At 45.5% G+C, this 19,585-nt stretch carries 19 protein-coding genes; 7 read left to right on the top strand and 12 right to left on the bottom strand.

Annotated elements, in window-relative coordinates:
* Positions 1-9: 9 nt before the first annotated feature.
* From mraY to bioB, 9 genes are all read right to left on the bottom strand, one after another.
* Positions 10-1,179 carry a phospho-N-acetylmuramoyl-pentapeptide-transferase gene (gene mraY / locus DCO17_RS00865; protein WP_173954944.1) on the bottom strand — a complete coding sequence of 390 codons (1,170 nt, stop codon included), beginning with the start codon at positions 1,177-1,179 and terminating at the stop codon, positions 10-12.
* A complete protein-coding gene (locus DCO17_RS00860; RefSeq protein ID WP_173954943.1) occupies positions 1,170-2,612 on the bottom strand; it encodes a UDP-N-acetylmuramoyl-tripeptide--D-alanyl-D-alanine ligase in 1,443 nt (480 codons plus the stop codon). The genes mraY and DCO17_RS00860 overlap by 10 nt, the downstream gene beginning before the upstream one ends.
* Entirely contained in the window at positions 2,612-4,162 is a 1,551-nt protein-coding gene (locus tag DCO17_RS00855; RefSeq protein WP_254598781.1) for a UDP-N-acetylmuramoyl-L-alanyl-D-glutamate--2,6-diaminopimelate ligase, read from the bottom strand. Before DCO17_RS00855 ends, DCO17_RS00860 begins: the two co-directional genes overlap by 1 nt.
* Positions 4,163-4,167: 5 nt before the next feature.
* On the bottom strand, positions 4,168-5,940 hold the full coding sequence (locus DCO17_RS00850) for a peptidoglycan D,D-transpeptidase FtsI family protein (RefSeq protein WP_173954941.1): 1,773 nt from the start codon (positions 5,938-5,940) through the stop codon (positions 4,168-4,170).
* Positions 5,937-6,203: a cell division protein FtsL gene (gene ftsL, locus DCO17_RS00845; protein ID WP_173954940.1), complete on the bottom strand. Its 267-nt coding sequence runs from the start codon at positions 6,201-6,203 to the stop codon at positions 5,937-5,939. The genes DCO17_RS00850 and ftsL overlap by 4 nt, the downstream gene beginning before the upstream one ends.
* A complete protein-coding gene (rsmH, locus tag DCO17_RS00840; RefSeq protein ID WP_173954939.1) occupies positions 6,200-7,150 on the bottom strand; it encodes a 16S rRNA (cytosine(1402)-N(4))-methyltransferase RsmH in 951 nt (316 codons plus the stop codon). The genes ftsL and rsmH overlap by 4 nt, the downstream gene beginning before the upstream one ends.
* A 12-nt stretch (positions 7,151-7,162) precedes the next feature.
* Positions 7,163-7,591 (bottom strand): division/cell wall cluster transcriptional repressor MraZ, encoded by a 429-nt coding sequence (gene mraZ / locus DCO17_RS00835; RefSeq protein WP_173956651.1) that lies wholly within the window; start codon positions 7,589-7,591, stop codon positions 7,163-7,165.
* Between the two features lie 290 nt (positions 7,592-7,881).
* Positions 7,882-8,511 carry a 2-polyprenyl-3-methyl-6-methoxy-1,4-benzoquinone monooxygenase gene (coq7, locus tag DCO17_RS00830; RefSeq protein ID WP_173954938.1) on the bottom strand — a complete coding sequence of 210 codons (630 nt, stop codon included), beginning with the start codon at positions 8,509-8,511 and terminating at the stop codon, positions 7,882-7,884.
* A 15-nt stretch (positions 8,512-8,526) separates the two neighbouring features.
* Positions 8,527-9,564, bottom strand: a complete 1,038-nt coding sequence (gene bioB / locus DCO17_RS00825; RefSeq protein WP_173954937.1) for a biotin synthase BioB — start codon at positions 9,562-9,564, stop codon at positions 8,527-8,529.
* Positions 9,565-9,653: 89 nt separating this feature from the next.
* Between bioB and bioA the strand changes: the two genes are divergently transcribed.
* From bioA to DCO17_RS00805, 4 genes are all read left to right on the top strand, one after another.
* A complete protein-coding gene (gene bioA / locus DCO17_RS00820) occupies positions 9,654-11,000 on the top strand; it encodes an adenosylmethionine--8-amino-7-oxononanoate transaminase (RefSeq protein ID WP_173954936.1) in 1,347 nt (448 codons plus the stop codon).
* Positions 10,997-12,241 carry an 8-amino-7-oxononanoate synthase gene (locus DCO17_RS00815; RefSeq protein ID WP_173954935.1) on the top strand — a complete coding sequence of 415 codons (1,245 nt, stop codon included), beginning with the start codon at positions 10,997-10,999 and terminating at the stop codon, positions 12,239-12,241. Before bioA ends, DCO17_RS00815 begins: the two co-directional genes overlap by 4 nt.
* Positions 12,241-12,960 carry a dethiobiotin synthase gene (bioD, locus tag DCO17_RS00810; protein ID WP_173954934.1) on the top strand — a complete coding sequence of 240 codons (720 nt, stop codon included), beginning with the start codon at positions 12,241-12,243 and terminating at the stop codon, positions 12,958-12,960. Before DCO17_RS00815 ends, bioD begins: the two co-directional genes overlap by 1 nt.
* A 67-nt stretch (positions 12,961-13,027) precedes the next feature.
* On the top strand, positions 13,028-14,224 hold the full coding sequence (locus tag DCO17_RS00805) for a M20 aminoacylase family protein (protein WP_173954933.1): 1,197 nt from the start codon (positions 13,028-13,030) through the stop codon (positions 14,222-14,224).
* Between the two features lie 18 nt (positions 14,225-14,242).
* Here DCO17_RS00805 and DCO17_RS00800 read toward each other — a convergent pair whose 3' ends face one another.
* From DCO17_RS00800 to apaG, 3 genes are all read right to left on the bottom strand, one after another.
* Positions 14,243-15,019 carry an enoyl-CoA hydratase gene (locus DCO17_RS00800; protein WP_173954932.1) on the bottom strand — a complete coding sequence of 259 codons (777 nt, stop codon included), beginning with the start codon at positions 15,017-15,019 and terminating at the stop codon, positions 14,243-14,245.
* Between the two features lie 50 nt (positions 15,020-15,069).
* Complete coding sequence (mltA, locus tag DCO17_RS00795; protein WP_173954931.1) at positions 15,070-16,218, bottom strand: murein transglycosylase A; 1,149 nt, start codon at positions 16,216-16,218, stop codon at positions 15,070-15,072.
* 158 nt (positions 16,219-16,376) lie between these two features.
* Positions 16,377-16,751, bottom strand: coding sequence for a Co2+/Mg2+ efflux facilitator ApaG/CorD (gene apaG / locus DCO17_RS00790; protein WP_173954930.1), 375 nt, complete (start codon positions 16,749-16,751; stop codon positions 16,377-16,379).
* 49 nt (positions 16,752-16,800) lie between these two features.
* On the opposite strand from apaG, the gene rpe reads away from it, so the two are divergent.
* From rpe to DCO17_RS00775, 3 genes are read left to right on the top strand one after another with little or no spacing between them, the layout of a single operon-like run.
* Positions 16,801-17,526 (top strand): ribulose-phosphate 3-epimerase, encoded by a 726-nt coding sequence (gene rpe / locus DCO17_RS00785; RefSeq protein WP_173954929.1) that lies wholly within the window; start codon positions 16,801-16,803, stop codon positions 17,524-17,526.
* Positions 17,526-19,031 carry an anthranilate synthase component I gene (trpE, locus tag DCO17_RS00780; protein WP_173954928.1) on the top strand — a complete coding sequence of 502 codons (1,506 nt, stop codon included), beginning with the start codon at positions 17,526-17,528 and terminating at the stop codon, positions 19,029-19,031. Before rpe ends, trpE begins: the two co-directional genes overlap by 1 nt.
* Positions 19,015-19,578 carry an anthranilate synthase component II gene (locus DCO17_RS00775; RefSeq protein ID WP_173954927.1) on the top strand — a complete coding sequence of 188 codons (564 nt, stop codon included), beginning with the start codon at positions 19,015-19,017 and terminating at the stop codon, positions 19,576-19,578. The genes trpE and DCO17_RS00775 overlap by 17 nt, the downstream gene beginning before the upstream one ends.
* The last annotated feature ends 7 nt before the right edge of the window (positions 19,579-19,585 follow it).

Here is a 19,585-nt window from a genome sequence, read left to right as displayed (position 1 = left end):
CTATTTGGCTCACCGTAATTTCAAACTAGACAAGCCAATTAACACCAACAAAATCGTGATGATCCAAAAACGCACAACTACTTGAGTTTCTTTCCATCCACCTAATTCGAAGTGATGGTGCAAAGGAGCCATACGGAAAATACGGCGCCCTTCACCAAAATGTTTTTTAGTGAACTTGAACCAAAACACTTGCAGCATTACTGAGAGTGTCTCGGCAACAAAAATTCCGCCCATCACGAACAAAACAATCTCTTGGCGAACAATCACTGCAATCGTTCCGAGCGCGCCACCCAAAGCTAATGCGCCAACATCACCCATAAATACTTGGGCTGGATGCGTGTTGTACCAAAGGAATGCAAGACCTGCACCGCCCATGGCGCCGCAGAAAATCATGAGCTCGCCAGCCCCTGGGATATATGGGAAGAGCAGATATTTCGCGTAAATGGCATTACCCATCACATATGCAAATGCGCCCAGTGCTGCGCCGACCAATATCACCGGCATGATCACCAATCCATCTAAACCATCGGTTAAATTGACCGCATTACTACTACCCACGATCACCAAATAACTGAGGATGATGAAACCCATCACTCCCAATGGATAACTGACCTCTTTCATAAATGGAATTAGCAAATTGGTCTTTGCGGGTAAATCCAATGCAAAACCACTCTTTAACCACTCATAAAATAATTGCAATACTTTTAAGTTGTTAACTTCTGATACTGAGAACGCCAAATAAATGGCCGCAAACAACCCTATTAATGTTTGCCAAAAGAACTTCTCACGGGAAGCCATGCCTTTAGGATCTTTGCGAGCTACCTTCCGGTAGTCATCGACCCAACCAACTGCGCCAAAACCAAAAGTCACAATCATGACAATCCAGATAAAGCGATTGCTCAAATCCGCCCAGAGCATGCAGGAAACAAAGATGCCGATCAGAATCAAGACGCCGCCCATCGTAGGCGTACCGGATTTAACCAAATGGGTTTGCGGCCCATCGGTACGGACCGCTTGACCCATTTTTAGCTCAGCCAATTTACGAATCACCCATGGACCAGCAGCCAATCCAATTAGCAATGCTGTCACAGTAGCCATGACCGCTCTAAAAGTGATGTAGTTGAAAACACGGAAGAATCCAAAGTCTTCTTGTAGCCACTGCGCCAATATTAAGAGCATGTTTTAGCCTCCTCTAACAAGGCTTGCACCACACGCTCCATGCGCATAAATCGTGAACCTTTAACTAAAATATTTAAATGTTGATTTCCGCTAGCTAAATGCGAGCGCAACTCTTCATTTAGCTTAGAAATCAAATTCTCAACGCTTGTGAAATGGCTGGCGCTTGAAGCCACACCAGTTTTTGCAGAGTCAAAGCCATTCATTGCAAATACACATTGATCACCCAAGGCAAACAACTTAGCAATTCCTTGTTCTGCAGCGTAAGCTCCGACTTCTCGATGGAATTCAGGGCCTTGATTACCTACTTCACCCATATCACCTAAAACAAGCCACGCAATACTGCCTGATTGCTTCAGCGCATCAATTGCAGCTCTGACTGAATCGGGATTGGCGTTATAGCTGTCATCAATTAATGTGTACTTCGAGTCAGAAAATTTGACCTGCATGCGGCCATTGACTGGGGTAAACGCTTCAAGTCCTTGCTTGATTTTTTCAAGAGAGATACCCGCAGCTAATGCCACCGCGCTGGCTGCTAATGCATTACGTACGTTGTGAGTACCTAGCGTATTTAATTGAACCTCGATTGAATTTGAGCCTAAATTAATTTGCACACAACTATTGCTGAGTTGGTAGCCACTTACTGCTGCGCCTGAGTTTGACGGGTTAGATGTCAATCCAAAATCTATTACCTTGCGCCCAGCTGCAGCCACCTTCCAAGCTCCTGAAAATTCTGAGTCAGCCGGAAAGACCGCGATTCCATTTTTTGGTAATGCGCGAATAACATCGGCATGCTCTTCCGCAACTGCAGCGACGGTCTCCATAAATTCTTGGTGCTCGCGTTGCGCATTATTAATTAAAGCGATATTCGCTTGTGCTATCGAAGCCAATAGAGCAGTTTCGCCAGGGTGGTTCATGCCAAGTTCTACCACTGCAAGTGCATCTGTGGAGCGTAGCTTTAATAGCGTTAATGGCAAACCAATCTCATTATTGAGGTTACCTTTTGTCACTAAAGTATGCGCTTCGCCTGCTGTCGCTTTAAATATCGAAGCGATCATTTCTTTAACGGTAGTCTTGCCATTGCTGCCAGTTACCAGAGCTAAAGGAATAGCATGGCTTGCACGCCACGCTTTTGCTAACTCACCAAGACCCACACGAGTGTCAGGCACGCATACTGCCGGTAGATTATCTGGGCATCTCTTGGCATCGCTAACTAGTGCAGCACCTGCCCCAGAATTTGCAACATCAACCAAAAAATCATGCGCATCAAAACGCTCGCCTGTTAGGGCGATAAACAATTCACCAGAGTCAATTTGACGACTATCAGTTCCAACTCTGGACAACATTAATTTATCTGCCTCTTTTGCAGAAATATTTAATAAATAACTGCCAGGCAACATTACTTGTACCTCAGCGAGAGTAGTCATTGCAGCCATCAGACTAGACCTCCTGCTGCAAGGCGAATATGCTCTTGGTCAGAAAAATCAAAACGCTTATCGCCAATTTCCTGGGTGGTTTCATGACCCTTCCCGGCAACCAACACAACATCACGCGCATCAGCATGGCGAATTGCCGCCATGATGGCAGCTGCACGATCAGGAATCTCTTGCACATTAGCGCCAGGAGATTGAATTCCTTCGCGAATCATTTGAATAATTTGCAAAGGATCTTCTGATCTTGGGTTATCACTAGTAATAACAATTTGATCAGCGAACTGTTGAGCAACGGTGCCCATTTGAGAACGCTTGCCTGAATCTCGATCTCCGCCACACCCAAATACACACCAAATTTTTCCACCACGCTGTTCAGCGATAGGACGCAATGCCTTTAATGCTTTCTGCAGAGCATCAGGAGTGTGCGCGTAATCCACTACCGCCAAGAGACCTCCAGCCTTTATATGTTTACTCAATGAAATGAGTTCCATCCGCCCAACAACAGGCTGTAACTGACCTACACGATTACTTGATTCAGTAATGCTTAAACCCTGCGTTAATAATGTTGTCCAAACTGCAAGCGCGTTGCTTAAGTTGAACTCTCCAAGCAATGGAATATGAAGATTTGCTTGACCAACCCCATCCAGCACAAAGGTAGTGTCATAACCCGAATGACTGAATGAACTATCAATCGCATAGATTCTCTGCAAACGATCGCCAAAATTTTCAAATCCCTGGAAAGCAGCTTTATTGAGCGCAAAGGCCCAAACTTTCAGCGCATCTTTAGCTAGTAGATTCATGGCCAATTCACGGCCAAAGGCATCATCCAAATTAATGACGGCATGCTGCAAGCGTGGCTGAGCAAATAACTTTGCTTTTGCCTGTGCATAATCGGCCATGTTGCCGTGATAATCCAAGTGATCTTGCGTCAAGTTGGTAAATACCGCGCAATTAAATGCAGTTCCCTCGATGCGGTCTTGATCTAAGGCATGAGATGACACTTCCATGACGACTTGTTTTGCGCCTGCATCCAATAATTCTTTTAATTGCGTCTGTAATTTTGGAGCGTCTGGAGTTGTATATCCTGTTTTCTCTAAAGCGCCAGGAAAGCCCGTTCCCAAAGTTCCCAGTACCGCTGTGCGGTGACGTGATCCATCCAAGGCTATTGCAAGCCATTGCGTTACGCTGGTTTTGCCATTCGTTCCGGTAACCCCAATCATTCGTAATTGTTTGCTTGGGTTGCCATACCACTCTGAACAAAACTTCCCAGCAAGTGCAGCCAAGTTTTCAACCGCAACACATTGTGGGTGTTCCATATAGCGCGCATAAGAATTGGAAACATCGATAGGATCAAATACAACGCATGCTGCGCCGGCATCCAGCGCGGCATCAATAAATTGACGACCATCACGCAATGCATTCCCATGTCCAACTGGATATGCAAAAAAGATATCGCCAGGGCAAATCTGACGACTGTCAGCGCTTACCTTTGCAGAAGAATTTACTAAGGAATGTAAGTGCTCAACTAAGTGATCGGGATTGATATTCAACATCGTCCTCATCGTTTCAAGACCGCATGTTGAGTCTGCGCATTTGCAGTACGAACTTCTGTAAGACTCTTATCATCAAGCGCCATTTGCTTAACCTTATTATCCGGAAGAACATTTAATGCTCTTAAGGTCTCACCAACAATTGTTGAAAACACTGGCGCAGCCACATCACCACCATAATGGCTTCCACCAGTTGGCTCATCAACCATGACAGCAACCACAATTCTTGGGGCGCTTATGGGAGCAAGGCCTGCGAAGTAGGCGCGATATTTATTACCATATCCTTTGCCAACTAATTTATGAGCTGTTCCTGTTTTACCGCCAACTCGATAGCCTTCTGCCTGAGCTTTAACGGCCGTTCCACCAGGTTCAGTTACTGTCTCTAACATTTCGCGCATCTCAATTGCTGTCTTGGCCGACAGGACTCGAGTGCCCGTCTTAGCATCGGGACTACGTTCAATTGTTAGCGGAACCAACTCACCATCACGCGCAAAAATTGTATAAGCACGAGCCACTTGGAATAAAGAGGCAGAAATACCATAACCAAATGCAATACGTGCTTGATCTGTTGGCATCCATTTTTTATATGGATGCACTGTGCCAGCAACAGCACCAGGGAATCCAATTTTGGGTGACTGACCTAAACCTACAGCAGTATAGAAATCCCACATCTCTTCCGGCGAAAGATAATTCATCGCAATTTTTGCCGTACCAATATTGCTTGATTTCTGGATTACTTCAGCAACCGTTAAATTTCCATAAGGATGGGTGTCGGTAATTGGCTTTGGGCCCACAAGATATTTCGCTCCAATTGCCATATTGGTATTAGGAGCAACAGATCCTTTCTCAAGCGCGATGGAAACCGTTAAGGGCTTGATCGTGGATCCAGGCTCAAATGTGTCAGTCAATACACGGTTACGCAACTGCTCGCCACTCAAATTTCTACGGTCATTGGGGTTATAGCTTGGATAATTTGCTAAGGCTAATATTTCCCCTGTTTGCGCATCTAAAACTACGGCTCCACCAGCTTTTGCGTGATGCTGTTCAACTGCACTCTTCACAGCGTTATATGCCAGGAACTGAATTTTGCTGTCAATTGAAAGGTGCAAATCTTTTCCGTTTTGAGGCAACTGCTCAATCGCAATATCTTCAACGACGCGCCCAAGTCGATCAACCACCACACGTCGTTGACCAGGATGGGCTGCCAAATCTTTCTCCCTGGAAAGCTCCATGCCTTCCTGCCCCTTATCGTTGACGTTTGTAAAGCCAACTACATGGGCCATTGCCTCGCCCTCAGGATAGAAGCGCTTGTACTCGTTATTTAAACCAATACCTGGAATTTCAAGCTGCATAATTTGTTGCGCAACCTTTGGGTCCACCTGACGCTTTAAGAAAACTTGCTTCCGATCTTCTTGCAACTTTTTACGCAAGTCCCCTTTACTTATTTGCAATAAATTAGCAAGCTTCTGCAGCTTATCGGCAGACAAATCATCGGGAACCGTATCGTTATAAGCAATGATCGATTTAGCCTCAAGGCTTGTAGCAATCACTTGACCATTGCGATCCAAAATTTTGCCGCGACTTGCAGGCAACTCTAATTCACGCTGTGTTCCACGTACGCCTTTAGCTTCATAGAAAGCATTCCCTGGACCCTGAATCCAGAATGCTCTTAATAAAAGCATCATGAAAACAAAGAACAAGAGGAATAACATCAATCTTGAGCGCCACATTGGCAGGCGCAAGACTAGATTTGGAGTTGTAGAGAACCCAACTGGCCTCATTGAGCATCCCTCAAATACAAAGTACGCTCAGGAGAAATGGGAACCATATGCAATTGATTGCGTGCGAGATCACGAATACGAGCAGACTTAGAAAGATTGCGCTGCTCATACTCCAAACGCAACCATTCTTGATTTAACTTACGCTCTTCAATTTGCGCACGCTCCAGGGCGACAAAAAGCTTGCGCGCGCGTTGTTGCGCAGCCACTAGCGATAGGGCGCAAATCAATAAGAGCGCGAGCAATGTCAGGGTAGCGCGATTCATGCAGCCACCCCCATCCGTTTCTCGGCAACACGCATGATTGCCGAACGTGCGCGTGGATTCTCGGCAACCTCGGCATCGCTTGGCTTAACTCGCCCAATAATTTCTAATGCGCTTTGGGGTAAATCTTTTTCCCGCACTGGCAAACCACGCGGCACTTCAACTGTTGAATGAGACTGTAAAAACTGTTTAACGATGCGATCTTCCAAAGAATGGAAGCTTATAACCGCAAGTCGAGCACCTGGCTTCAATAGCCTCAATGCAGCCTTAAGGCCTAGCTCCAAATCTTCTAGCTCACGATTGATAAAAATACGCAGCGCTTGAAAAGTTCTTGTTGCAGGATCTTGTCCAGCTTCGCGAGTGCGGACAACGCTTGCAACCAAATTTGCTAATTGGGTAGTGGTTTTAGGTGACAAGCTCTGATCACGCTTAGCTACGATAGCCTTGGCAATCTGAAATGCAAAACGCTCTTCCCCGTAAGTTTTAATCACGTGTGTGATTTCCTCTTGAGGGGCTTGCTCCAACCACTCTGCCGCCGTCAAACCTTGATTGGTATTCATGCGCATGTCGAGCGGGCCTTCTCGACGAAACGAAAAACCACGATGCGCTTCGTCCACTTGTGGAGAGCTGATACCGAGATCCAACAAAATTCCCTCGACCGTCTCTGCTTCCGCATACTGATCCATCTGCGCAAAGCTGTCGTGAATGATTGTTAAGCGTGGATCGTTGATTTTCTTCGCTACCGCTATTGCATCCAAGTCCTTGTCGAAGGAAATCATGCGCGCTGAATTTGGCAACTCTTTTAGCAGCGCTTGTGTGTGACCACCGCGACCAAAAGTTCCGTCGATGACTAAGATATTTTTTGTTGGGTTTTGATTCTGAATGAGCGGGCCATTGATCAGCGCCGTCACCGCCTCGGCCAGCAACACTGGGCGATGAGTTATGTTCATAGCACCCCGTCATCAAAAATTAAATTGCTTGAGTGCTTCAGGCATGCCTTGTGCAATCGCAGCCTGTTCTTTTGCAGCATAGGTTGCTGCATCCCATAACTCCAAGTGACTACCCATACCGAGCAAGATCACTTCTTTTTCAATTCCTGCGGCAGCACGCAACTCTGGACTTACTAAAACTCGACCAGCACTATCAAGGTCAATCTCAGCGGCATTACCTAAGAAAATTCGGCGCCACCAATGCGCATCCATTGGGAGTTGAGCAACTCTAGATCGAAAGCTCTCCCACTCTGGCCTTGGAAAAAGCAATAAGCAGCCATCAGGGTGTTTAGTGAGCGTTACTCGGCCCTCGCCCTGCACCAAAAGGGCGTCACGATGCTTTGCCGGAATCGACATCCGACCTTTTGCATCTAAATTAAGAGCTGACGCGCCTTGAAACACCATTTACCCCACTTTTTCACACTTCCTCCCACTTTAGAGGATCGGCATATTAGGGTCAAGTGTTTTTGGGGATTTTCTTAGGAATTTCTCTAATGTTTACAGACACTTAGCGTCGTATGTTAATAAAATGATGGCAATAAAATAGCTACTTAAAACAATGGCTTGGAAAATATACTTAAGACAATATCTTAGATATATGACCTAATAATCTAAAAAATACTGTATTTATGTCCAGTATTAAATAAATTAATCAATAAATTTTCTAAAAATTTAAATCCGAATTTTTATTACTAGATTTTGTAAGCGGTTGTCGTCATCACTTTTGAAATTGTTTGCATGATTTTCTGGATTGGCTCAGGAAGAGTGGCGCCGCCAGCATGCAAAGCGGCTTGTCCATGCTCAATCTCATCGATGCGCATTTGATCAACGATTGCGCGAGAACGCTGATCGTCAATTGGCAATTTCTCAAGATGGTTTTCAAGATGTGCCTCAACTTGTTTTTCTGTTTCAGCAACAAATCCTAAACTCCATTTATCTCCAGCTAAACCAGCTAACAAACCAATCGCAAAAGACCCCGCATACCAAAATGGATTGAGATAACTTGTATGTGAATCTAATTCTTTAAGACGAGTTTCGCACCATGCCAAATGATCCATTTCTTCTTGCGCAGAATGCTCTAGCATTTCTCTAATTTGAGGATCACGCGCTACCAATTTTTGCGATTGATAAAGTGCTTGCGCGCAAACTTCACCAACATGATTTACGCGCATCAATCCAGCCGCATGTTTACGCTCAGCAGCATCAAGAGAATGCTTTGTATTTGACTGAAAGTTTGGTGTTGGTCGATCTGCATTTGCACCACCAACAACTGACCGCAGGGCGGTATCAAACTCAATAATCAGACGATCAATAGGCGTCATTGGCTAAAAAATAAGTTAAACCAAAACCTCTGCTTTACAGCTTTGCTTTGTCTTTAAACCAAGTTCCGCCAAGAGCGCACGGTCTTGTTCTGCTTCAGGATTGCCGGTAGTGAGTAGTTGCTCACCATAAAAAATAGAGTTCGCACCAGCCAAGAAACACATAGCCTGAACAGCTCTTCCGAGCTCTTGGCGACCAGCTGATAAACGCACCCGTGCTTTAGGCATTGTGATGCGTGCAACAGCAATCGTTCTTACAAATTCCAATGGATCTAATGGTTTTTGATCTGCCAATGGCGTGCCTGTAACCGGGACTAAATGATTAATTGGAACAGATTCTGGATATGGACTTAAGTTCGCTAAGCGCGTCAAAAATGCAGCGCGTTGCTCACGAGATTCACCCATACCAACGATACCGCCACAACATACAGACATACCTGCTGAGCGCACATTTGAAATCGTATCTAAGCGATCTTGATAACCACGAGTAGAAATAACTGAACGATAAAAATCTTCACTTGTATCGAGGTTGTGATTATAAAAATCGAGGCCTGCTTCTGACAATGCTTTAGCTTGATCGGCCTCCAACATTCCTAAAGTGGCGCAAGTTTCAAGACCTAATGCCTTGACACCTTTAATCATCGCAGTCACTTTTTCAATATCGCGATCTTTGGGTTCACGCCATGCGGCACCCATACAAAAACGATTAGAGCCTGCTGCTTTAGCTGCTTTAGCGGCTTCCAAAACCTCCTCTAAGCCCATTAACTTTTCAGCCTTCACATCGGTGTCATAACGAGCTGCTTGCGGGCAATAACCGCAATCTTCGGGACACCCGCCAGTCTTAATCGATAAGAGGGTTGCCAATTCCACATCACCCTCAGGAAAATAGGTCTTATGAGTTTCCTGGGCTTTAAGCATTAACTCATTGAAAGGTAAGGCAAACAAAGCCTCCACCTGAGTTAGTGACCACTCACCTTCCGCATCAAGCTCTTTACGCAAATCCGCCTTGGATTTGATCTGAGTGAGGGGTTTTTCTACAGTTTGGGCGTCCAACATGGGTAAATTCCAGAAAATAGGTGAATCTCAGGCATAAACATAACAGATGGAAGCCGAAATTAGGAAAAACTAGTGGTCAAATATCGAATATGAAGGTTATTTCTGATCCAAATCAACCCACCCTCATTGACCGCAGCCTGGCAGCCGTTTGGCACCCCTGCACCCAAATGAAGCAACATGAATCCTTTCCATTGATCGCCATTACCAAGGGAAAAGGGGCTTGGCTCTATGACGAGCAGGGAAATGCGCTTCTGGATTGCATCAGCTCTTGGTGGACAAACTTATTTGGGCACTCCAACCCTCGCATCAACCAAGCTATTCATGCGCAACTAGAAAAAATTGAGCATGTGATGCTCGCAGGTTTTACTCACCAGCCTGTTGTTGAACTCTCAGAAAAACTGTCTGCACTCGCTCATCATCACTTAGGACATGTGTTTTATGCATCGGATGGCGCTTCCGCTGTCGAGATTGCACTCAAGATGAGCCATCACTACTGGCAACACAACGACAAACCAAGCAAAAAGAAATTTGTTTGTCTTGAAAATGGCTACCACGGAGAAACATTAGGTGCACTAGCAGTAACTGATGTCGCTATTTTTCGTGAAGCCTATGGATCACTTTTGCAAAATGTTTTTACTGCGCCATCTCCTGATACACGCAAAGCAAAAAACGGAATGAGTGCTGAAGACGTTGCAAAAGATGCAGCACAGAAACTACAAGAGCTATTTGAAAAAGAACATGAAAATATTGCAGCAATTATTGTCGAGCCCCTAGTGCAATGTGCTGGTCAGATGGTCATGTATTCACCAGAGTATATTCGCCTTGTAAGAAGCTTATGCGATCAATATGAAGTGCATTTGATTGCCGATGAAATCGCCGTAGGTTGTGGGCGTAGCGGCAAATTCTTCGCTTGTGAACATGCGGATATTTGGCCAGATTTTCTGACGCTCTCCAAAGGAATCAGCGGTGGCTATCTACCGCTTTCGCTTTGCATGACGACAGACAAAATTTACCAAGCGTTTTATCAAGATCAAGTTCAGCATGGTTTCCTGCATTCGCATTCTTACACTGGCAATCCTCTTGCTTGCGTAGCAGCTTTAGCTTGCTTAGAAATTTTTGAATCAGAGAACGTGCTTGAGCGAAATAAAATTCGCTCACAAGAACTAGCATCAGCTTTCGAATGGGCCAAGACTGATTCGAGAATTGAGCATTGGCGTCAACAAGGGATGGTATTGGCATTTGATGTCAAACCATCCTCTTTAAAAAATCCAAATGCATTTCCTCGGGAGATGTTTGCAAAGAGCTTGTCCGAGGGCATTCTCATTCGACCAATTGGAAATACTATTTACGTAATGCCGCCTTACATTCTTTCTTCGGAAGAAACTCAAGCCATGGGGCAGTCAGTAAAGAGGGCCCTAGATAAGGCGCTTGCATGAGTCAATCTCCAGTGAATCGATTCAAAGCATTAACGCTAGCCGAAGAACAAATTGTGGACTTAGATCTGCAATTACTGAAGCGTAAATTACGCATTACTGAAACCCCTTGTGACACCAAGGCATTGGTTGGTGATCGTGAACTAAAAGCTTTTTGTAGCAATGATTACTTAGGGCTAGCCAATCACCCCAGAATCACAGAAGCCCTAGTAGAAGGGGCTCGTAAATATGGGGTTGGTAGCGGCGCATCCCACTTAATCAGCGGCCATAGCGCTGCACATGAATCACTAGAAAAACAGTTGGCGGCATTTCAAGCAGACCATATCCCCAATGCCCGCGCATTATTTTTCAGCACGGGATATCTTGCTAATCTGACTGCTATTACTGGTCTAGCAAGACTTGCTCCGCGAGGTGAAGTCAGCATTTATTCTGCCAAACTAAATCATGCCTCATTAATTGATGGCGTTCGTTTAGCGAGCGCTCAAAACAACGCCAGCGTCACACTCTTTGATCACACTCAACCTGAGCTCTTGCTTACGGATCTGCAAAAAGATACCAAAGCGCTCAAACTCATTGTGACGGATGCTGTTTTTAGTATGGACGGCGATCTAGCACCTGTAAAAAAATTACTCAATATTGCTGAGCAATGCGATGCGCTTCTATTGGTAGATGACGCTCATGGCTTTGGAGTGCTAGGCAAACATGGGCATGGTGTTTTAGAGCAAGAGCAAATTTGCTCTGACCGCATTATTTATATTGGGACTTTAGGTAAAGCAGCCGGAGTAAGCGGTGCATTTATCTGCGCAGAAAATACTTTTATTGAATGGCTCATTCAAAAGGGTCGACCTTATATTTACAGTACCGCCACCCCTCCAGCAATTGCGCATGCCTTACTGCAAAGCCTGAAAATTATTGATTCTGAAGAAGGCGCTCAACGTCGCGCCCACTTAAATCGATTGATTACTATTTGGCAATCAGAGATGAAGTTCTCCAAATGGGAAAAAGTGCTCTCTTGCACGCCGATTCAGCCAATCATCTTAGGCAGCAATGCAGACGCCCTAATGGCTGCAAAGCTATTAGATGAGGCAGGCTATTGGATTCCAGCCATCAGACCACCCACCGTTCCGATTGGTAGCTCACGCTTACGTATTACTTTCTCAGCAAATCATAGCGAGGATGATCTGCGCGCACTCATCAACACGCTGAATTTGATCGAACAACGCGTACTTGAGAAAACCCATTGATGAGTACATTACCTGGATTTTTTGTTACCGGCACAGATACTGAAGTTGGAAAAACCTTAGTAAGTGGCGCCTTAATTCTGAAGTTACGAGAATTAGACAAACAAGTCGTCGGGTTTAAGCCGGTAGTTGCCGGCACTTACCCAGGGCAGAATGGTCAACCTCTAAATGAAGATCTTGAAACTTTACGAATTGCTTCGAATCTACAACAAGGACAATTGAGTCTCTGTCCTTATGTTCTAGATACTCCAGCAGCGCCGCATTTGGCTGCAAAAAGGAAAGGCATTCGTCTTGAACTCGAGACCATGCTGAAGGCATATAAAGATCTGCAACGGGAAAAAGGCTGCGTTGTAGTCGAGGGTGCCGGTGGCTTTCTTGTTCCACTGAATGATCAAATGAACTTGGGTGATTTTGCTCAACAAATTCAGCTGCCAGTCATCTTAGTTGTTGGTATGAAACTGGGATGCATCAACCATGCGCTACTTACCATCGAAGCTATTCGCGCGCGCAAGCTTGTTATTGCGGCTTGGATTGCAAACACATTGGATCAAGAGATGGGTTTATTAAGTGAGAATATTGAAACGCTTCAATCTCGAATCAGTGCGCCCTTCTTAGGATTGATACCTAATCTACCAACGAACATTCAAAAATTGAGTAACCAACCCTATTCACTTGAAGCGCTGAAGTTTGCTGCGCAGCATATTCAGTTACCAGCTGAATAAACTCGAAATATTCATGTATACCCACGTTTGGGATGCACTTCAATTCAGTTTCGGATAAGATGAAGCAATGCATTTAATTCCAGAAATAATTGAGTCCGCGCCAGAAATACAAGAAATTCGGCGCAACATTCATGCGCATCCAGAGCTGCGCTTTGAGGAAAATCGCACCGCCGATCTCGTTGCGGAAGCTCTCTCTAGTTGGGGCATCAGCGTATTCAGGGGAATGGGCAAAACAGGTGTCGTTGGGCGACTCGATGGAGACTTAGGCCCCGGCAAGATGATTGGCTTGCGCGCTGACATGGATGCACTACCCTTACAAGAGCACAATAATTTTGCACACACCTCACGCAATCCTGGAAAGATGCACGCCTGTGGTCACGATGGTCACACTGCCATGCTCTTAGGAGCTGCGCAATATCTATCGAATCATCGAGATTTCAAAGGTAGCGTGATTTTTATTTTTCAGCCAGCCGAAGAAGGCGGCGCTGGTGCCCGTGAAATGATCAAAGATGGTTTATTTGAGCAATTTCCTTGTGATGCTGTATTTGGATTACATAACTGGCCCGGTTTAGCTGAAGGTGATTTTGGAGTGACGCCCGGCCCGATGATGGCATCAAGCAATGCTTTTGAGATTACCGTCACCGGTAGAGGTGGCCATGCGGCACTTCCCCATAACAGTGCTGATCCAGTACTGGCTGGAGCGCAAGTGGTATTAGCTCTGCAAAGCATTATTACTCGCAACAAACGTCCTGTAGATGCTGCAGTACTTTCAGTAACGCAATTTCATGCGGGCGAAACCAGTAACGTTATTCCAGACAGCGCTTTTATTGGTGGCACTGTACGCACCTTTACCCTAGAGGTGCTTGATCTAATCGAGCAACGCTTAAGAGAGGTTGCTCATAGTGTTGCAGGTGCATTTGACTGCCAAGCTGAAATTACCTTTTCTAGAAACTATCCCCCTCTGATCAACCATGCAAATGAAGTGGAATTTGCGAGTCAAGTGATGAGTGAGTTAGTAGGCAAACAAAATGTCAACACATCGATTGACCCCACTATGGGCGCGGAAGACTTCGCCTTTATGTTGTTAGAGAAACCGGGCTGCTATGTCTTTTTGGGTAACGGAGATGGCGATCATCGATCGACTGGTCATGGCATGGGTCCATGCCATCTACATAACCCATCCTATGACTTTAATGACGCTTTGATCCCAGTAGGGGTGAACTACTGGGTCAAATTAGCTCAACGCTTTTTAGAGAAAAGCTAAGTAGCTTTAAATTCAGCATCAAGAATTTGTGAATTTAGCAGGGCGCTTTTCCATAAAGGCAGCCATACCTTCTTTTTGATCATTAGTTCCAAAGCATGCATGAAACAGGCGACGCTCAAAATGAATCCCTTGCGACAGGGTTGTCTCGTAAGCTGTATTGACAGCTTCTTTAACCATCATCGTTGTTAGTAAAGGCATATCGGCAATATCTTTAGCAATTGCTTTGACTTCTTTAAGCAAATCCGCTTTTGGGAATATTCGCGATACCAAACCAGCACGCTCAGCTTCAGCAGCATCCATCATTCGCCCTGTTAAAGCCAAGTCCATTGCCTTTGCTTTTGATACTGCACGGGGAAGACGTTGTGTTCCGCCAGCGCCAGGAATAATGCCTAATTTGATTTCAGGTTGCGCAAATTTGGCGTTATCAGCAGCCATGATCGTGTCGCACATCATTGCCAATTCACAACCACCACCTAATGCATATCCAGAAACCGCCGCGATCACAGGCTTGCGTACTTTCTGCATGTGCCCCCAATTACGAGAAATAAAATTATGTCGATACACATCTTGCAAGCTGCGCTTTGCCATTGAAGCGATATCCGCGCCCGCAGCAAACGCCTTTTCACTACCCGTGACAATGATGCAACCAATGTTGTCGTCCGCATCAAACTTCAGCAAGGCTTCGCCAAGCTCATCCATCAATTGATCATTCAGTGCATTTAATACATCAGGGCGATTCAATGTAATGGTGGCAACCTTGCCATCTACTTCAGTCAAAATTGTTTGGTAGCTCATCGACTTCTTTCTACTTTCTAGTTTCTGTTTATCTTTTTTGGATTGCCGCATTACCGGGGCAATAACAACCACACCCTGCCATTCTGCTTCATTCTTCCAGCTGCTTCACCTGCAGCATCACCTGAACCCCAATAGTAATCGGCTCGCACACCGCCGACAATGGCTTTACCAGTATCTTGCGCAAAAACCAACTTCTGAAGTGGCTGATTACTCAAGGGTCGCGTTGTTGCCAGAAACACTGGCGCACCCAGTGGCATTGCTTGCAAATCGATTGCGATACTACGCTCGCCTGTTAATGGAACACCCAATGCACCAGTAGGGCCTAAATCAGCATCCACATTACTAGGCAATTCTTTGAAAAAGACAAAACGTGGGTTGGCATTAAGCATTTCGTTAACGCGATCTGGATTGCGTTTAGCCCACTGTGAAATTCCTTGCATCGTTGCTTCACTTCGCGTGATTTCTTTACGATCTAGCAACCATTGCGCAAAAGATTTGAAAGGTTGCTCATTCGTTCCCGCAAAACCCAAGCGCATCACACGCCCATCTTCAAGACGAATTTTTCCAGAACCCTGAATTTGCATAAAGGCTGCAGCAACAGGATCCTGAACCCAAGCAATTTCAGAACCTTTAAGCACTCCTGAGCTTATTAATTCAGCGCGAGTAGGGCCAAGATTTGGTTTAGATTTTTTCCAAGCAGCGGGATAAGCATAGAGCGGCACACTATATGTGCTGGTTTTAGTTTGAGATCCATTCATCACTGGTTCGTAATAACCAGTAATCAAGCCTGTATCAGCCCCAGAATTATTTCGGACTTCGTATGCTTGAAAGTTATTTTCAAAATATCTGCGAATGGCTTGGGAATCACGGCTAGAGAGGTTTCCAGCCTGAGTACACACCTGGCGCCAATTAACATCGCCATTTCGTGAACTGCGCTTGAGCAAACCCTCACAACTTTTTTGCCAGGCTGGCCATGCTTGTACTAACTCATCATCCTGCCACCCTGGAATTGCCTGCCATGAGACAGAACTAAAGTTTGCAATGGATGAACTGTAAGCTGAAGGAGCTACTCCTGAGCTACTTGATCGATATCCCGTTCCGCGCGTCGGTGGAGTTGAACATGCAGTTAGTAAGGCAACAGTCGAAATAGTGAAAATTGCGACTACACTTACTTGAGACCATTTATATTTCGAAATCATGATTGCCAATTTACTTGATGAATACCCAATGCTACTGTTTGTCATTGAAGGCGCTATCGCGCTAGGACTTTTGTTGTTTATTGTCCTATGGACTGGTAAAGGCAAAAAATAATTACTGGGCTCTATTACCGCATAGCCTTACTGGATAGTGAATCGCCTTAATGTAGTGTCCGTGGCATTACCAAGGCAAATTCTGGGATGGGCGCCTGAAAAAACTGGGCATCTTCCGTAACGCAAAAATACTCGCCACGCATAGTTCCTGCAGGAGTTGGGAGGGTAGCCCAACTGGTGTACTCAAAATGCTCCCCTGAGCGCAATAAAGGCTGCTGTCCTACTACCCCTAGACCCTTTACCTCCTGCACATCGTTATCCCCATCCGTAATGAACCAATGACGGGCTATGAGCTGAATACTGGCCGATCCCGTGTTGCGAATGGTGATCGTATAGGCAAAGGCAAATTGGCGATTATCTGGGTCAGATTGGTCTGGAAGGTACTGCGTCTTGACCGTAATGCTGATTTCATGAGGATTCATGATGGAATTCTGCTCCATCCTAAGGCCAACTGCAAGCTAGAATCTAGGGATGGAAAGCCAAAAAACATCACCAAATCCTCAATTTGTCATTGCCCCCTCCATTTTGTCGGCTAACTTTGCCTGCCTGGGCAAAGAAGTCCAGGATGTCCTAGTGGCGGGCGCTGACTGGATTCACTTTGATGTGATGGATAACCACTATGTTCCCAACCTCACTATTGGCCCCTTGGTTTGTGAGGCTATTCGCCCTTACGCCAAGAAAAATGGCGTGCCTGCAGTAATCGATGTCCACCTCATGGTTGAGCCAGTTGATCGCATCATTCCAGACTTTGCCAAAGCTGGTGCGAACTTGATTAGCTTTCATCCAGAAGCAAGTCCGCATGTGAATCGCACATTAAATTTGATTCGTGATCAAGGCTGTCAAGCTGGTCTTGTTTTAAATCCAGCTACGCCACTTGATCACCTAGATCACACTCTTGAATTACTAGACTTAGTTTTACTAATGTCAGTTAATCCCGGATTTGGTGGTCAATCTTTTATCCCGAGCACTTTGCAAAAAATTACGCAAGTGCGCACTCGACTTGATCGTCATGAAGCTGACACTGGTCACAAGATTCGTCTCGAGGTTGACGGTGGCATCAAAGTCGACAATATTGCGCAAGTTGCTCATGCTGGTGCCGACACATTTGTAGCGGGCTCAGCAATATTCGGAAAAGAAAACTACGAGCAAGTCATCAAAGAAATGCGTGCTGAATTAGCAAGGTCAGGAAAAGCCTAATGCAACGCGAAGAATTCAATGCCCTAGCGAAGCAGGGGTTCAATCGAATTCCCCTTGTCAAAGAGGTGTTGGCGGATTTAGAAACGCCACTATCGCTCTACGTCAAACTTAGCCAAGCGTTTGGCAGCAAAAATACTTACCTTCTTGAGTCTGTTTTGGGAGGCGAGCGCTTTGGCCGCTTCTCCTTTATTGGCTTGCCTGCGAAGACCATTGTTCGCACTGTTGGTACACCGCTTAAACCCATAAACGAAGTGATAACAGACGGTAAAGTAGTTGAAACAAACACAGATAACCCGCTGGATTTCGTAGATGCGTATTTCAAGAGGTTCAAGGTTGCGGTTCAAGCAGGGCTTCCACGCTTTTGCGGAGGCTTAGCAGGATATTTTGGCTACGACACTGTTCGTTACATCGAATCACGTTTAGCTAAGCATGATTTGCCTGATGAACTAGGTGTGCCAGATATTCAGCTCATGTTGACTGAAGAGTTGGCCGTTATCGATAACGTTGCCGGGAAAATTTATTTCATTGTTTATGCGGACCCTAGCATTCCTGATGGGTATGAGAAAGCGCAAACACGTCTCAAAGAATTACTTGCATGCCTTAGCAAACAAGTCAGCATGCCACCATCGTTAGCCAGCACGAAAACTGAACTCATTCGTAAATTTAAAGCGGCTGATTTTGAAGATGCGGTTCGCAAAACCAAAGAATATATTTTGGCGGGCGACTGCATGCAGGTTGTTATTGGCCAACGCATTAGCAAGCCATTTACAGATTCACCCCTATCTCTATACAGGGCCTTACGATCACTGAATCCATCGCCTTATATGTATTTTTATGACTTTGGTGATCTGCAGATTGTGGGCTCATCCCCAGAGATCTTGGTTCGTCAGGAAAAACGTGCAGCAGAAAAGATTGTGACCATTCGCCCACTGGCTGGCACACGTTCTCGCGGAGCAAATCCAGAAGAAGATGAGCGCCTAGCTAAAGAACTCTTAGCAGATCCAAAGGAAATTGCCGAACACGTCATGTTGATCGACCTTGCACGCAATGATGTAGGACGAATTGCGAAGACTGGCTCCGTCAAAGTAACTGATTCAATGTCAATTGAAAAGTATTCCCATGTTCAACACATTGTGAGTTCTGTTGAAGGTGATCTTTTAGACAATATGAGCAACATGGATGTTTTAAGGGCAACTTTCCCAGCGGGCACTCTGTCTGGAGCCCCAAAGATTCGCGCAATGGAAATCATTGATGAAATGGAAATTGTGAAACGCGGTGTTTATGGTGGCGCAGTGGGCTATCTTTCCTTCTCTGGCGATATGGATGTTGCAATTGCGATTCGCACTGGCGTGATTCGGGATGGCATGCTGCATTCTCAAGCGGGCGCTGGTGTTGTTGCTGATTCAGACCCAACTGCCGAATGGAAAGAAACCGAAGCCAAAGCGCGTGCAGTACTCACAGCGGCAGATTTAGTACAAGGAGGACTTGATGCTCCTAATGATTGATAACTACGATTCGTTTACCTATAACCTCGTGCAGTACTTTGCAGAATTAGGTGAAGAGGTCAAAGTCTTTCGCAATGATGAGATTGCAGTTGCGGATATTGCCAAACTAAATCCTTCGCGCATTTGCATTTCTCCTGGACCCTGCAGCCCTACTGAGGCCGGCATCTCTGTTGAGACCATTAAGCAATTTGCTGGCAAGCTTCCTATTCTCGGCGTATGCCTTGGTCACCAAGCTATCGGCGAAGCATTTGGAGGCAAAGTTGTTCGCGCTCAGAAAGTAATGCACGGCAAAACTGATGATATTCATCACACTGGTGTGGGTGTTTTTCAAAACCTACCTAACCCATTCAAAGTGACGCGTTATCACTCGCTAGCCATTGAAAAAAGCTCCTTACCAGCTTGCTTAGAAGTCACCGCCACCTCTTCGGACGAAGAGATTATGGGCGTAAGACACCGCGAGATGGCTGTTGAAGGCGTTCAGTTTCATCCAGAGTCCATCCTTTCCGAGCATGGTCACGCCCTACTCAAGAATTTTTTACAAATGTAATCAAGAA

Source organism: Polynucleobacter tropicus, assembly GCF_013307225.1.
GTDB classification, from domain to species: Bacteria; Pseudomonadota; Gammaproteobacteria; order Burkholderiales; family Burkholderiaceae; genus Polynucleobacter; species Polynucleobacter tropicus.
The sequence above is the reverse complement of the archived record's forward strand: the minus strand, read 5'-3'. Positions and strand labels throughout refer to the sequence as shown.

Coding starts and splice junctions, on each gene's coding strand:
- DCO17_RS00850 (WP_173954941.1), bottom strand. CDS start 5,940: ATGAGGCCAGTTGGGTTCTCTACAACTCCAAATCTAGTCTTGCGCCTG.
- DCO17_RS00860 (WP_173954943.1), bottom strand. CDS start 2,612: ATGGCTGCAATGACTACTCTCGCTGAGGTACAAGTAATGTTGCCTGGC.
- coq7 (WP_173954938.1), bottom strand. CDS start 8,511: ATGACGCCTATTGATCGTCTGATTATTGAGTTTGATACCGCCCTGCGG.
- rpe (WP_173954929.1), top strand. CDS start 16,801: ATGGAAAGCCAAAAAACATCACCAAATCCTCAATTTGTCATTGCCCCC.
- bioD (WP_173954934.1), top strand. CDS start 12,241: ATGAGTACATTACCTGGATTTTTTGTTACCGGCACAGATACTGAAGTT.
- bioA (WP_173954936.1), top strand. CDS start 9,654: ATGAAGGTTATTTCTGATCCAAATCAACCCACCCTCATTGACCGCAGC.
- apaG (WP_173954930.1), bottom strand. CDS start 16,751: ATGAATCCTCATGAAATCAGCATTACGGTCAAGACGCAGTACCTTCCA.
- ftsL (WP_173954940.1), bottom strand. CDS start 6,203: ATGAATCGCGCTACCCTGACATTGCTCGCGCTCTTATTGATTTGCGCC.
- rsmH (WP_173954939.1), bottom strand. CDS start 7,150: ATGAACATAACTCATCGCCCAGTGTTGCTGGCCGAGGCGGTGACGGCG.
- DCO17_RS00815 (WP_173954935.1), top strand. CDS start 10,997: ATGAGTCAATCTCCAGTGAATCGATTCAAAGCATTAACGCTAGCCGAA.
- DCO17_RS00805 (WP_173954933.1), top strand. CDS start 13,028: ATGCATTTAATTCCAGAAATAATTGAGTCCGCGCCAGAAATACAAGAA.
- DCO17_RS00800 (WP_173954932.1), bottom strand. CDS start 15,019: ATGAGCTACCAAACAATTTTGACTGAAGTAGATGGCAAGGTTGCCACC.
- trpE (WP_173954928.1), top strand. CDS start 17,526: ATGCAACGCGAAGAATTCAATGCCCTAGCGAAGCAGGGGTTCAATCGA.
- mltA (WP_173954931.1), bottom strand. CDS start 16,218: ATGATTTCGAAATATAAATGGTCTCAAGTAAGTGTAGTCGCAATTTTC.
- mraY (WP_173954944.1), bottom strand. CDS start 1,179: ATGCTCTTAATATTGGCGCAGTGGCTACAAGAAGACTTTGGATTCTTC.
- bioB (WP_173954937.1), bottom strand. CDS start 9,564: ATGTTGGACGCCCAAACTGTAGAAAAACCCCTCACTCAGATCAAATCC.
- DCO17_RS00775 (WP_173954927.1), top strand. CDS start 19,015: ATGCTCCTAATGATTGATAACTACGATTCGTTTACCTATAACCTCGTG.
- DCO17_RS00855 (WP_254598781.1), bottom strand. CDS start 4,162: ATGTTGAATATCAATCCCGATCACTTAGTTGAGCACTTACATTCCTTA.